This is a genomic window from Clostridium psychrophilum, assembly GCF_018861705.1.
Classification (GTDB): Bacteria; Bacillota; Clostridia; order Clostridiales; family Clostridiaceae; genus Clostridium_AD; species Clostridium_AD psychrophilum.
In genome coordinates, this window is record NZ_JAHLEC010000016.1 from 42,316 (window position 1) to 55,933 (window position 13,618).

Consider the following 13,618-nt stretch of genomic DNA (forward strand, 5'->3'; position numbering starts at 1 on the left):
ATTATGCTTTTTTATCAACCAAAATACCAGCTATCTCACACATTTTGGCCACCATATCAAGTACGCTTTTTGATGGGATTTCATTTATGACCTGATTAGTATTATTGTCAATGACTTTTATAATCATTTGGTTAAACACATCGTGTTTTTCATATTGAAGATGAGTACCATCACCTTCTAAGAATTTGTTTATTTTTGTTACAGCATTTTGCACTTCTTTTTCACTGTCTGTTTTAGTACTTAATGAATTATTCGTTTTAGCAGTCTTTAAAGGCTTAACATTTTCTGAAGATCTATAGAATTCATTTAAATTCGTAAATTCATTTTTAATGTTATTCCCGATATTCATATTATCCTCCAATTTATTATTTAATTTTGCTAAAGTCGATGTATTAATTATCATTGCTCTTTGATTTTCATCTGTTACTTCTTTGTAGAGTTCTTTCCTTAAGATGCTAATTTCTCTTGGTGCACTTATAGCTATTTTAACTGAACTGTTTTCAATTTTAACTATAGTTATTTCAACATTTTCACCAATCAATAGGGATTCATTTTTTTTTCTACCTATAACTAACATTTAGACCTCCCCTTGCTACTCTGTGTAAAAAGCAACATTTATTTAACGTTGTTTTCTATAAATAGAGGTTCCTTTATTTTATACTTATCATTATCTAAAATTAACTGCTCCCCCAATTTTTCTTTTATATTAATAATAATTGGAGCTTTTAAATTTGCAGTAATATTTTCAATATCTGAGCTCAAAGTTACCGTAGTCAATACTAATACTTCCTCAGGCTTCACTATTTTGAGCTCTTTAATATAAGAATCAGGTATTTTGAATTCATAATCCTTAATTATTGTAAACGGCGATATCAAAACTAAACCAACATCTACATCTTCAACTGAGTGTAGTATATTAAGAACATTATTTTTTTCCAAAGGAAAAACTATAAAGTTTTTTAATTCTTTAAATCCTGGTAGACCTTTTTTAAATACTATAATATCTTCATTGCTATATTCGCGAACCCCATGGTACTTAGTGACTAACTCCATATTGTAACTTCACCCCTCTAGTAAAAATTATTTCTTTTAACTTTCCACTCTCAATTTCAAAATTCATGTTTTAGTATTTATTTTTTATAAATAGTCAAGTAATGAAGGTTGAAGTACCTTAGCACTAGTTTGTAGTGATGCAATATATACTGTTTGCATAGTTGCATATTCCATTGCCTTTTGTGTAATATCTATATCTTCTGTTGTAGATAATATTTCTGTCATATTAGCATTTTGATCAACATTTCTATCTAAAGCACTAGTCATTGCATTTTGCTTGGCACCAACCTCTGAGCGTAAACTTAGTACATTGGTCATTAAAGATTTAATTCCAGTTAAATCTGTAGTTGTTAAAGAAGTTGTATCACCAGAATCAAGATTACTTGTGATATTTGAAAGTAACGTCTTAAGATTATCATCAGTTCCAGTTCCATAGTTTATAACGTCTGATGCTGTTACATTATAATTCATAGTTACTCCCTGAGACACCTCAACTGAAAGTTTGCCTTTCAAGCTACTTGTTGATGTAAAATCGAGTTGTGTGTTTTTACTTGTAGGATCTGAACTTGCAGGATCTTCGCTTGCACCAGTCGGTTTAGTAGTTCCACTTGTTCCACCAAATATATATTTACCATCAAAACTTGTATTAAGTATTTGAGAAAGTTCTCCGACCTTTTGATTTATTTCATCCTTAATAGCTCCCTTTTGATCATCGCCATAACCAGCATCCCCAGCAGATACTAGAAGTTCTTGAATTCTTGTAGCTACATCCCCTACTTGTTTTAATGCTGTGTCTGTCACATCAAGCCAATTTGTTGTATTTGTTATATTATCATTATATTGTACATTCTCACTTATATCTGAATTTATTTGCATTATCTTAGAAGCTTTAGCCGGGTCATCTGAAGCTTTATTTATTTGTTTGCCCGTAGCCATTTGAGTTTGCAAATTACTCAAATTATTTAAATTTATATTATTATCTCTCAAAAAATTATTTGAAAGCATTGTGTTCGTTATTCTCATATCTTCACCCCTTAATTAATACAGCATATATTCTATTAATTATTTTTTTAATCCATTAATGATTACATCTAGAAGTTCATCAACTGTTGAAATGATTTTTGCATTTGCTTGATAAGCATGTTGAAACTGAATTAAGTTAGCCATCTCTTCATCCAAAGACACTCCTGATACAGAAGTTCTTGATTTCTCTAAACTTGCGAGTTGTGCATCTTGGTTTGTTGTAGTTCTTGTAGCCTCTTGAGTTTGTATAGCTAAAGCATTAATAGTATTAGTAAAATAACCACCAATAGTCATTCCATTCGGAGCTTCCGTAATTGTTTTAACACCCAAAGAAGGATTAAGAATTAAACTTATGGTCGAAGAATTATTAGAATCTGGAGTACGCAATAAATCCATCCTTGAAGTGCTTGAATCAATTCCTTGAATATTTAATTTTACATCTCTAAGTTGCGCAATAGCTAATGCTATATTACCATCTGTTGACCCTGCAGTAGTATCTGACCCAACCTTAAAGCTCGTAACATCATCAATAATTGTTTTGTTCACAGAAATGTTACCAGCAGTAATTCCAGTTTCTGCATCATCTGCAGAAATAGTATCAGTTGCATCACTATTCACGAAAAAATTTGGTACAGAAGTTGTCGCTGATGCATCGTTTTCACCACTAAGTACAGCATTTACTGAAAATGCGATTCCCTTTGCTAAACTATTTAATTGGTTTACGTATGTATCTATATCTGGTTTAACAGACATGTATCCATTTAGCTCTCCAGTTGTTGGCTTGAAAATCTGAGTGTTTATCACACTAGCTCCTGTTGAATCTTTACCATTAGTTGGCATAATAGTGTTTGTTGTTCCTGCAACAATCTGTGCTCCATCAGAATCAGTTCCAGCAAGTCTATTTCCACTATTATCTATGGCATAACCGTCTTTATCTGCTACAAGCACTCTTCCTTGATCTAGACTTGTATAATCATCACTTGTTAAATTCATAGTCATAGTAACTTTATTATCATCCGTGGTCATATCTGCATTTTTATAATAAGTTACAGTATAGCTTCCGGGCTCACCTGCTTTTGTGGTAGATGTTGGTACAATACTACTAATATAGGATAATCTTTTATCATCACTTGAAGTTGCGGATACTAGTGTTGTATCTCCGGTAGCTCCATTAACAGTAGCCTTTATATCGTCGCCTCCAAGTGATCCCTTATCAATTTTAATGCCAAGTTTTGCACTTAACTGATCTTCAAGTAAATCTCTTTTATCCATTAGATCATTAGGCTTATCTCCACTAGCACTAACCTTTTTAATTTGTTTATTCAGATCAGTTATCTGATTGAGCATACTGTTTACATCCACTACATCCTGTTTAATATCATCATTAATATCTGATTTCAAACTTATCAACTGATTATAAGTGCTATTTAATTGGCCAGTAAGTGCTTTTGATTGCTGCACTACTACAGTTCTTGTGTTTGAAAGTTCCGGACTTGTCGAAAGTGTTTGCCAAGAATCAAAAACTTTTCCAATTAAGGAAGAAATACCTGTCTTGCTAGGTTCATTAAAAACGCTTTGTATGGATGACAAAATTTGCTCTCGCCCATCGTATAACCCCTTAGTACCATTACCCGTTCTTACCTGATAATCTAAATAGCTATCTCTAATTCTTGTTATTGAAGAGACCTGAACACCAGTACCTATTTGCCCTACTCCAGAAGATGTAGAAAGTGGACTGGTAGTCTCCATATTAGCCCTTTGCCTTGAATACCCTTCTGTATTAGCATTGGCTATGTTATGACTTGTTACATCTATTGCCGTTTGTTGTGCATTTAAGCCCCTTGTTGCTACATTTAAAGTTGAAAGTAATCCCGACATCTCATTCACCTCATACTATTTTTTACTTTGCCATATGAATTGTAAGTTGCTGTTTCTCTTGCTGGATTTAATACATTTAACATTTTATTTGTAAAACTAAGTCCTTGTCTTAAAAGCAACTCGTTTGTATTCTTTTGAAGTACAATTTCTTGTAATAACTGTTGTATTTTATAATAATTATTTAAGAGCTCCTCATCATGTGCTTGTTCTATTATCTCCATCATTACCTTATTTTCAATAAGTTTTCGTCTTTCGACTTCAATATATGCAATACTTTTGTTAGCTATTTTGATTTTGCTAACGCAAGATTCCAATCCAAATATATCATTTGCAATAATGCATCTGTGTTGCTCCTCAAGTTCAAGTAAAAGATTTTTCAAGGTATCAGTTTCTTTCACTATAACCTTATTTAGTTCTCCACTCATAACTAAACATCTCTCCCTTTTATAACATCAATAATTTTTTTAGCAGTTAATTTGGAGTCTACCGTATATGTGCCCTGCATTACTTTATTTTTAATAGCTTCTATCTTTTCCTTAGAATTAACCGATTTATCATTTAATGATAATGCACTCAAATTTTTACCTTCTTCTGATAACTCAATTGTATCTTTTTTTATAACATTAACCTTTGGTTCTGTTTTAGTTACATTCTTCTTATACATATTAATTACATTATGACTTACTCCGTCTATTTTCATTTATATCCACCCCTAGCTTTTATATCTTTAAGCCTAGTTTTATTTCTTATATTAGTATTATCGTACATAATCATTTAAAGTTTATACAATAAACAAAAAAGGGATAAATTTAATTTATCCCAAAAATAACTTATGCATTTTTTTGTTCAGCCAAGGTTTTGACCCTATCCTCTCCACTAATTATGCTAGTAATTCTAACTCCAAAGTTTTCATCTACAACTACAACTTCTCCATATGCTACCTTTTTACCATTTACTAATATATCTACTGGTTCTTCAGCTAGTTTATCTAATTCAATTAAAGATCCAGTCCCTAAATTTAAAATATCCCTAATGTTCTTTTTAGTTTTTCCAAGCACTACAGAAATCTCTAGAGGTACATCTAATATTAAATCAATATTTCTAGGAGCATTATACACTGGGGACTTTGTTAATGGCTGAAAAGATGCCTTATGTACATCCACTTGTGGCTCTGGTATCTCAATTGGTTTTGATTGATACTCAGTATCCATAGGTTGCGAACCATCATTTGTATTAACTGGAGCTTTTAGTTTTACAGTTTCAACACTTGCTAATTTAATTTCAGGTTGAGCCTTACTAACTTTTTCAGGTTCTTCTTCAGTTCCCATCATTATAGAGACAATTTTTTTTGCAGTTTTTATAGGTAGTATTTGCATTATAACACTATCAATTAAGGAACCAATAGTCATTTTAAATGCAACTTGGACAACTTGCTCATTCTCATCAATACTATCACTTAAAGGTGATGTACTATCATCCCATATTTTTGAATTAGGTGGTGAAATATTTACCTGCCTCGCAAACATTGTTGCCATAGATGTTGCAGCAGAACCAATCATCTGATTCATAGCTTCTGATACTGCACTAATCTCAATTTCTGATAACTCTGCCTTTTCTCCTACAATGCCATCTCCACCCATCATTAAACTAGCTATAACTGCTGCATCAGTATTTTTCATTACTAAAAGGTTTCCACCCGATATACCACTTGTGAATTTTACATCTAAAGCAATATTAGGAACCGTAAATGTATCTCTTAATTTTGTAAGTGTGCTTACCGTAACTACTGGTGTTGCAATATTAACTGGTTGGGCAACTATTGTGGAAAGAGCAGTAGACGCTGAGCCCATAGAAATATTTCCAACTTCACCTAGTAAATCTTTCTCACTATCTGTTAACTCAAACTCTTGCGTGGATTCAGGTTCTAAGTTTTGACCTGCGCTTATACCATTATAAGTGCTGGCCTCTTTATCACCATCTAGACTTATATCCTTACTAGCGATTTCACTAGTGCCAACAGTTGTACTTTCACTAGATTCTACGGTTGCATCTTTAGTCTCTATGCCTGTGTCCTTATTCTCAGTTACATTATTGTCCGCGCTAACCCCGTCTCCGTTTAAAAGAGCGTCGATTTCTTCTTGCGAAAGAAAGCCATTACTCATAATTTTCCACATCCTTATCTATTATATCTATTATATCTAATATTTCAATTCCCCTATTTTTACCAATAATACCAGGTTTTCCAGTATAACATGGTTGTCCTTCTATAAGTACTTTAATTGGACTATCGCTTAAATTGTCGAGTGTTATTACATCTCCTTCAACTAATTGTAGAAATTCATTTACAGTAATATTTGTACTTCCTAAAACTCCTGTTATTGGAACACTTACTATATTCAATCGTTCCTTTATCTTGTTTCTAGAATCACTTACAACATGTTCATCATTTTCTCTAAACCAATATTGAACAACAAGTTTATCCATTACTTTTTCAATGCTTAAATAAGGTATACAAATATTTATAAACGAACTACTATTATTCATTTCTGCCGAAAAAGTAATCAATGCAACTGGTTCATTTGGAGCTAATGTTTGGTTAAGTGCAGGATTAGTCTCAAGAGCCACAATCTCTGGTTCAACATCCAGAACGTCCTGCCAAGCCGTTTTTAAGTTACCTAAAAGACCCTCGTTAACTTTTCTCAATATATTTTTATCTATCTCTGAAAACTCTTTAATCTTAACACTTCTACTCCCCATTCCTCCTAAAAGTATATCTAATATTTGGTATGAAAACTGTGGATTAGTCTCAAATAATATCGAACCACTTAAAGGTGGCATTTTAAATATTGTTAGAATGGTAGAATTAGGAATTGAATGAATAAATTCCTCATAGGTTATTTGCTCTATAGTTTCCACTTGGACTTTTACATTATTTCCTAGCTGTGCAGTCAAATAACTCGACATTAACCTTGCATAATTATCATGAATGACCTCAAGAGCTCTCAAATGATCCTTTGAGAACTTCTGAGGATTCTTAAAATCGTATAATTTAATTTTATGTTTTTCCTCTTCATTTGGGATTTGATCAGCTTCTATTTTCCCAGATGATAAAGCAGATAAAAGTGAATCTATATCGCTTTGCGATAATACTTCTGCCATATTCTATCCTCATCTCTCTGTGCATGGTATGATTGTTATGATTTTAAAATTGCATTTCATAACGTATCCATTTTATTTTTCAATAAGTTTAGCAATATCAATTAATGTAACTATCCTATCTTGAAAATTTATAACCCCTGTAATATAGGATTTGTTTTTATCGGTTTCAATTTTTTCTATTAAAGATTCTTCAATTTCTAGCACTTCATCAACTTGATCTACAGTTACACCAACAAACTCATCTTCTAAATTTAGTATAATTATATTTTCTTGTGATTCACTGCCCTTATCAATATCTAAAAGAAGGTTTATATCTAAAAGAGAAATTATTGTTCCCCTTAGATTAATCAACCCTTTTATGTATTTCTCAGACCTAGGCACTTTTGTTATTTCCATCATATCATTAATACTTTGAACTTTTGATGCTTCTACTGCAAATTGTTCTTCATTAACTTTAAATACAACTATTTGCATAACATTTCCCCTCCTAGCCTAAAACTTTTTTTATTGCTTCAAGTACTCTATCTGATTGGAATGGTTTAACAATGAAATCTTTTGCTCCAGCCCTTATTGCATCCATAACCATAGTCTGCTGTCCCATTGCACTACACATGATTATTTTAGCAGCAGGATCAAATGCTTTAATTGCTTTAACAGCTTCAATTCCATCCATCTCAGGCATAGTAATGTCCATCGTAACAATGTCTGGTCTTTCTACTTTATATAGTTCTACACCCTTTGCTCCATTACTTGCTTCACCTACAACTTCATATCCATTTTTTTCTAATATATCCTTTATCATCATTCTCATAAATGCCGCGTCGTCAACAATTAGTACTTTAGCCATTTTATATAACCTCCAATTAATTTACCCCTAATGAATTAAATATCTTCTCAAGTGATCCAGGCATTGGTATATAATAAAAATGCCCACTTATTTTTGCATTTGCTCTTAAAAAATGTGTCTCTAAATCAAGTACATATTCATCAAATTGACCTGATTCAATAAAAGTTGTTGATAATATTGCACCCATCATATCTAAAGCAACAGCTGGCACGGATGGCCTAACTGCAAGATTTGTAAGTTTTGATATTGCATTCATAAAAGAACTTGATACAATATTACCTACTTCACATAATGCTGAGTTTCCAATCTCTGTTATCTGCTCTTGTTTCTCACCTAAAAGACTTGAAATCATATTTAATGCAACATCTTTATCTAAAGTGAAAAGTATATTTCCAGGTATGTCTCCAATTACTCGTACAATAACACCAACTACTACCTTTTCAACTCCTATTTCAGAAAAGATATCATCAAATGGAACAATATTTACTGCTGGCACGGACATATCTACTTTCTCATTTAATAACTCTGATAATGCAGTAGCTGCATTCCCTGCACCAATATTGCCTACCTCTTGTAATACATCTAATTGAATAGAACTAAGCTCAGAATAATCCATATTATACTCTCCTTACACTAAAGCCGCAACGTCTAGTATTAATGTAACTAGGCCATCTCCTAAAATAGTTGCCCCTATATATTCTTTTAACCCTTGTAATGTTTTCCCTAAAGGCTTTATCACAATTTCTTGTTGTCCTAGTAATGAATCTACTAAAAGCCCTACTGTTTTCTCTCCTACTTTTACAATAACAATATATTTATGTGTATTTTCAATTGCTTCTATTTCCATTCGTTCATTTACTCTCACAAGTGGAATTATACTATCATTATAAACAATAACTTCTTTATTACTAGTTTTTTTAATTAATTCAGCTTTATAGTCAATTACTCTGTCAATGTATCCTAGAGAAATAGCCATAGTTTCATTGCCTATTTTAACTAATAATGCTTGAATAATTTGAAGTGTCAATGGTAATGTTATAATAAAAGAGGTACCTTTGTCAATCTCACTTGTAGCATCTACTGTTCCACCAAGGGCCGCAATTTTAGTTTTAACAACATCCATTCCAACTCCACGACCAGATATATCTGTTACTTTATCATTAGTACTAAATCCTTGTGCAAAAATTAAATTTTTTATATCTGCTTCTGTCATTCCATCAGTGTTTATTCCAACTTCATTAGCTTTTTGTGTAATTCTTTTAACATCGAGTCCTGCTCCATCATCCATTACCTTTATTATTGCTTTAGTTCCTTCAGCGTATGCTATAAGACTTATCTTACCAATAGGACTTTTCCCTTTAGAAATTCTAACTTCACTGGGTTCAATGCCATGATCTGCTGCATTACGAAGTAAATGAAGTAATGGCTCACCTATTTCATCTATAACAGTTCTATCAATTTCTGTCTCCTGTCCCTTAATTACAAGTTCCATTTCCTTATCAAGTTCTTTTGATAAATCTCTTATCATCCTTGGAAACCTATTAAATACTACTTCAAGTGGAAGCATTCTAATTTTCATTACTAATTCTTGAAGTTCTGATGTAGATCTAGCTACTTGTTCTATAGTTTCATTTAAATCAGTTAATTTGTGAACACTACTTATTTGCTCAAGTCTTGTTCTATGAATTACAAGTTCAGACACCATGTTCATGAATTTATCAAGTCTTTCTAAATCAACTCTAACAGATTGATGAGCTTTTTTATGTGTCGTTTCTTTTTTCTTACTCTTATCATCCACCGTAGCATTATTTTTAGTAACTACAGTATTAACCTGCGGAACTTTTTCTATCTCCTTAAAGTCTCCCATTTTTTTTGTTAAATCTTGTGAATTATTTTTAACATCAACTGGCTCTACAGTTACATTTTCTACTTCTGATATATTTAAAAGCATTTCTACAACTTCTGCTTTTTCTTTTTTAGTAATATAAATCAAACTTATCTTAAATTCAAAATTTTCACTTTCTAAGTCTTCTGCTCCAGGTATGGATTTTATTATTTCGCCATCTTCTTCTAGGCTTTTGAAAATAAGAAACGCCCTTGCTGCTTTAAGTAGTGTACTTTCACTTAAATCAATTTGCACTTCATAAACATTAAATAATTTCTCAATTGCTTGCTTAATAACATTAATGTCATATTCATTAAGAATAACTTTTTCATTAACATCGCAACTTATTTTTTCATTACAATTATTAACCTTTTCCTGGGCTTTAGGACTATCACCAATCTCGGCCATTGTATGCAAATCATGTAGTATTTTCTCAATTGGAATTTCTTCTGAATTTCCTTCTGATATATTATTCACCATTTTTTCTAAAGTATCTAGACATGTGAATAAAACAGTTACCACCTTTTCTGTTACTTTAAGTTTACCTTCTCTAAATTCAGATAAAATATCTTCCATTTTATGTGTTAATTCAGCCATTTGTGTAAATCCCATAGTTGCGGCCATTCCCTTTATGGTATGAGCTACCCTAAATATTTCATTTAATTTATCTATGTCTTCTGGATTCTGTTCGAGCTCAAGTAAAGATTCATTCAATGTCTGCAAATTTTCCATAGACTCTTCTAAGAACATTGACATATATTGTGATGTATCCATTTTATCCCCTCCACATTAGTTGTTATATACCTTATATTTTTTTATAAATGAATGTAGATGCTTTTTCAAATCCATACTCTTTATAATTATATATACTTTCAGTGGCCCCAACAAACAATAAGCCACCTTTTTTTAATGAGTTTGACATTTTACTATATATTTTATCCTTAACATCTTGATTAAAATAAATAACTACATTTCTACACACTATTAAATCAAAGTTACTTTCATAATTATCTAAAATAAGATCATGTTTTTTGAATTCTACTAACTTTTTTATTTTAGGATTAATAATATATTTATCACCACATGCCTCAAAGTATTTAGCTAAAAATTGCTTTGGTATGTTTTTAATTTCCGAGATACCATATTCACCGATTTTTGCTCTCTCGAGTATTGTAGAATCTATATCTGTAGCAATAATTTTATGATTTGCTCTTGAATTTAAATTATCCATAATCATAGCTAATGAATAAGGTTCAGAGCCAATAGAACATGCTGCACTCCAAATTTTAAGTCCTGAATTAAATGGGAGTTCAGATTTAATAATTTTTGATAATTCATCAAATATATCAGGATTTCTAAAAAATTCTGTTACATTTATAGTAATGAAGTCTAAAAATTTCTGCTTTTGAACAGGATCTTTTTTTAATAACCTAATATACTCTTCTACTGAGTTAACTTCAACTCTTGACATTAAACTTAAAATTCGTCTATGCAATTGATTAGATTTATAAGCCGACAAATCTATATTATATTCTTTTAAAACCCACTGCTCAAAGTATATTAAATCCATTAGTTATGCTCATCTCCCCATTACAATTTTTTTAATGTGTTGGGCAACATTCGCAAGTAGAACAACTTCATCAACTTTACCTGTTTCAAAAGCAGCCTTAGGCATACCATATATTACACATGAAGACTCATGCTCAGCAATAGTAATTCCTCCATTGTCTTTAATCTCTGCGGTGCCCCTCGCACCATCATGTCCCATACCTGTAAGTACAATGCTTAGCAAATTGGATCCATAAACTTTAGTTGCAGATAGAAAAAGTTTATCTACTGCAGGTCTTACGCCCCAAACAGTTGGCTCTGTATTTAGATGTATTTTCTTATTACTCCCTACTTCCATATGATATCCACCAGGAGCAATATATACTATATTCTTTTCTACTAGATCACCATCACTAGCCTCTACAACCTTTAATTTGCTGTTTAAATTAAGTCTTTGTGCAAATGCCTTTGTAAATCCTACAGGCATATGTTGCACCACTAAGACTGGCACTCCTATATCACTAGGAAGTCCTGTAATTACCTCATATAATGCTTTAGGGCCACCAGTAGATGCGCCAATAACAACTGCCTCTATATTATGCTTTTTCCCATTTTCTGAACTAGCTACCATCTTATGAACTATTTTTCTGTTTTCTTTTAAACCTTTTTCACTTGTTAATTTAATTTCACTCTTATTTTGCATAAAAGCTATTTTTATTTTCTCAACTAATTCATCTTTAACTTTGTTAAGATCTAGTGATATTTGTCCAGATGGTTTTGCTATAAAATCAAAAGCCCCTAGTTCAAGACAGTCCATAGTTGATTCAGTACCTGACTTAGAAATGCTACTTAGCATAATTACAGGTACATTTATATTGATTTTTTTTAATTGCTTTAATGTTTCCATACCATCCATTTTAGGCATTTCAATATCTAAAGTTATTACATCAGGAATAGAGCGAGATATTTTTTCTAATAGCTCTTCTCCGTTTCTTGCAGTATTTATAACTTCCATCTCTGATTGTGAATTTATTATATCAGAAATTATTTTTCTCATAAATGCTGAATCATCTACAACAATCACTTTGATTTTCATAAACATTATACATCACCCCATTATAATTTCAGGCATCATTAAATTTCTGTTGTCCTTAGATTTCTGTTATCCCCATACCCACAGTTCTAATAGAAAGCATTCCATTCGTTGTATCAAATATTAATGTTCTACCTTTATTACCACCAATGTCCTCTGCTACTATTGGAATGGACAGAATTTTCAAAGCATTTTTTACCGCTATGCTATTTCGGTTTCCAATGTCCATGACTACGCTTTTATCCGAAAAATCAAACATTGATGCTCCACCAGCTATTTTAGCTTTCATATTTCTTAATTTTGCACCTTTTTTTATCATATTCTCAACTAATATTGGCACCGCTAAATCTGCAAATTTTATTACATTGTTTACTTTGTTAAATTGACTACTGTCCGGAAGCATTATATGTGCCAATCCCCCAAATCCTATACATCTATCATAAATTGCAATGCCCACACAAGATCCAAGTCCCACAGTAATTAATTTGTCTGGCGAAAATGCTACCTTTAAATCTGAAATTCCTACTTTTATTTCATTATTTCCCATAATCACACCTTATTTTATAATATTTGTTTTTTTTGTTCATTCGTCAATATTTGTGACATATTCAAATAAATAATAATTTTGCCATCAATTCTAATAAGTCCTTTAATATATCCTTTAGATATTCCTTTAATTATATCAGGTGGGTCTTCTATGTTATCTAACACTATATCCTTAACCTCTGACACTCCATCGACTATTATGCCTATTTTGCTATCATTTTGCCTGATAATTATTATTTTAGATTCTTCTGTGATAACAGATGAAGGTAATTTAAATATTTTTGCTAGTGATATAATTGGTAAAATACTATTTTCATAATTCATCACGCCTTCAACAAATTCTGGTGAATCAGGAATTTTAGCTGTTTTAACGCATGCAAGTATTCTCTCCACTTCATTAATATTCGTTGCATAATATTCATCTTTTATTTTAAATACCAATATCTTTACCTCTTGCTGCTTCACCATCATACCCCCTTGTATAATCTAATTATAAGTTTGATAAGAAACCTTCTTTAAATAATACGAATGATTTCTTACTTATCTTTATTAATGTTAATGTTTATTTTTATTCATTTCTAAATTT

The 13,618-nt window shown here is 31.5% G+C and carries 16 protein-coding genes and 1 pseudogene; all 17 read right to left on the minus strand.

Features of this window, described 5'->3' with window-relative positions; translation table 11 throughout:
• Nucleotide 1: 1 nt before the first annotated feature.
• Complete coding sequence (locus KPL38_RS19550) at nucleotides 2-349, minus strand: flagellar protein FlaG (RefSeq protein ID WP_246577833.1); 348 nt, start codon at nucleotides 347-349, stop codon at nucleotides 2-4.
• A 12-nt stretch (nucleotides 350-361) separates the two neighbouring features.
• Nucleotides 362-577: pseudogene (gene csrA / locus KPL38_RS19555) on the minus strand (carbon storage regulator CsrA); the annotation flags it as partial.
• Nucleotides 578-615: 38 nt separating this feature from the next.
• Nucleotides 616-1,053, minus strand: a complete 438-nt coding sequence (fliW, locus tag KPL38_RS05785; protein WP_216288091.1) for a flagellar assembly protein FliW — start codon at nucleotides 1,051-1,053, stop codon at nucleotides 616-618.
• A gap of 84 nt (nucleotides 1,054-1,137) precedes the next feature.
• Nucleotides 1,138-2,076, minus strand: coding sequence for a flagellar hook-associated protein FlgL (flgL, locus tag KPL38_RS05790; RefSeq protein ID WP_216288093.1), 939 nt, complete (start codon nucleotides 2,074-2,076; stop codon nucleotides 1,138-1,140).
• Nucleotides 2,077-2,115: 39 nt separating this feature from the next.
• A complete protein-coding gene (gene flgK / locus KPL38_RS05795; protein WP_216288095.1) occupies nucleotides 2,116-3,954 on the minus strand; it encodes a flagellar hook-associated protein FlgK in 1,839 nt (612 codons plus the stop codon).
• A gap of 5 nt (nucleotides 3,955-3,959) precedes the next feature.
• Nucleotides 3,960-4,379: a flagellar protein FlgN gene (locus tag KPL38_RS05800; RefSeq protein WP_216288097.1), complete on the minus strand. Its 420-nt coding sequence runs from the start codon at nucleotides 4,377-4,379 to the stop codon at nucleotides 3,960-3,962.
• 2 nt (nucleotides 4,380-4,381) lie between these two features.
• Nucleotides 4,382-4,654 (minus strand): flagellar biosynthesis anti-sigma factor FlgM, encoded by a 273-nt coding sequence (locus tag KPL38_RS05805; RefSeq protein ID WP_216288098.1) that lies wholly within the window; start codon nucleotides 4,652-4,654, stop codon nucleotides 4,382-4,384.
• Between the two features lie 130 nt (nucleotides 4,655-4,784).
• Complete coding sequence (fliY, locus tag KPL38_RS05810) at nucleotides 4,785-6,116, minus strand: flagellar motor switch phosphatase FliY (protein WP_281419326.1); 1,332 nt, start codon at nucleotides 6,114-6,116, stop codon at nucleotides 4,785-4,787.
• On the minus strand, nucleotides 6,109-7,113 hold the full coding sequence (fliM, locus tag KPL38_RS05815) for a flagellar motor switch protein FliM (RefSeq protein ID WP_216288101.1): 1,005 nt from the start codon (nucleotides 7,111-7,113) through the stop codon (nucleotides 6,109-6,111). The genes fliY and fliM overlap by 8 nt, the downstream gene beginning before the upstream one ends.
• Nucleotides 7,114-7,185: 72 nt before the next feature.
• Nucleotides 7,186-7,587: a chemotaxis protein CheW gene (locus KPL38_RS05820; RefSeq protein WP_216288103.1), complete on the minus strand. Its 402-nt coding sequence runs from the start codon at nucleotides 7,585-7,587 to the stop codon at nucleotides 7,186-7,188.
• Between the two features lie 13 nt (nucleotides 7,588-7,600).
• Nucleotides 7,601-7,960, minus strand: a complete 360-nt coding sequence (locus KPL38_RS05825) for a response regulator (RefSeq protein ID WP_216288105.1) — start codon at nucleotides 7,958-7,960, stop codon at nucleotides 7,601-7,603.
• 16 nt (nucleotides 7,961-7,976) lie between these two features.
• Nucleotides 7,977-8,576, minus strand: a complete 600-nt coding sequence (locus tag KPL38_RS05830) for a chemotaxis protein CheC (protein WP_216288107.1) — start codon at nucleotides 8,574-8,576, stop codon at nucleotides 7,977-7,979.
• Between the two features lie 12 nt (nucleotides 8,577-8,588).
• A complete protein-coding gene (locus tag KPL38_RS05835) occupies nucleotides 8,589-10,619 on the minus strand; it encodes a chemotaxis protein CheA (protein WP_216288109.1) in 2,031 nt (676 codons plus the stop codon).
• A gap of 31 nt (nucleotides 10,620-10,650) precedes the next feature.
• Nucleotides 10,651-11,415: a CheR family methyltransferase gene (locus tag KPL38_RS05840; RefSeq protein ID WP_216288111.1), complete on the minus strand. Its 765-nt coding sequence runs from the start codon at nucleotides 11,413-11,415 to the stop codon at nucleotides 10,651-10,653.
• 9 nt (nucleotides 11,416-11,424) lie between these two features.
• Nucleotides 11,425-12,495: a protein-glutamate methylesterase/protein-glutamine glutaminase gene (locus KPL38_RS05845; protein ID WP_246577830.1), complete on the minus strand. Its 1,071-nt coding sequence runs from the start codon at nucleotides 12,493-12,495 to the stop codon at nucleotides 11,425-11,427.
• 49 nt (nucleotides 12,496-12,544) lie between these two features.
• Nucleotides 12,545-13,033 carry a chemotaxis protein CheD gene (locus tag KPL38_RS05850; protein ID WP_216288113.1) on the minus strand — a complete coding sequence of 163 codons (489 nt, stop codon included), beginning with the start codon at nucleotides 13,031-13,033 and terminating at the stop codon, nucleotides 12,545-12,547.
• 14 nt (nucleotides 13,034-13,047) lie between these two features.
• Nucleotides 13,048-13,497 carry a chemotaxis protein CheW gene (locus tag KPL38_RS05855; protein ID WP_216288115.1) on the minus strand — a complete coding sequence of 150 codons (450 nt, stop codon included), beginning with the start codon at nucleotides 13,495-13,497 and terminating at the stop codon, nucleotides 13,048-13,050.
• Between the last annotated feature and the right edge of the window lie 121 nt (nucleotides 13,498-13,618).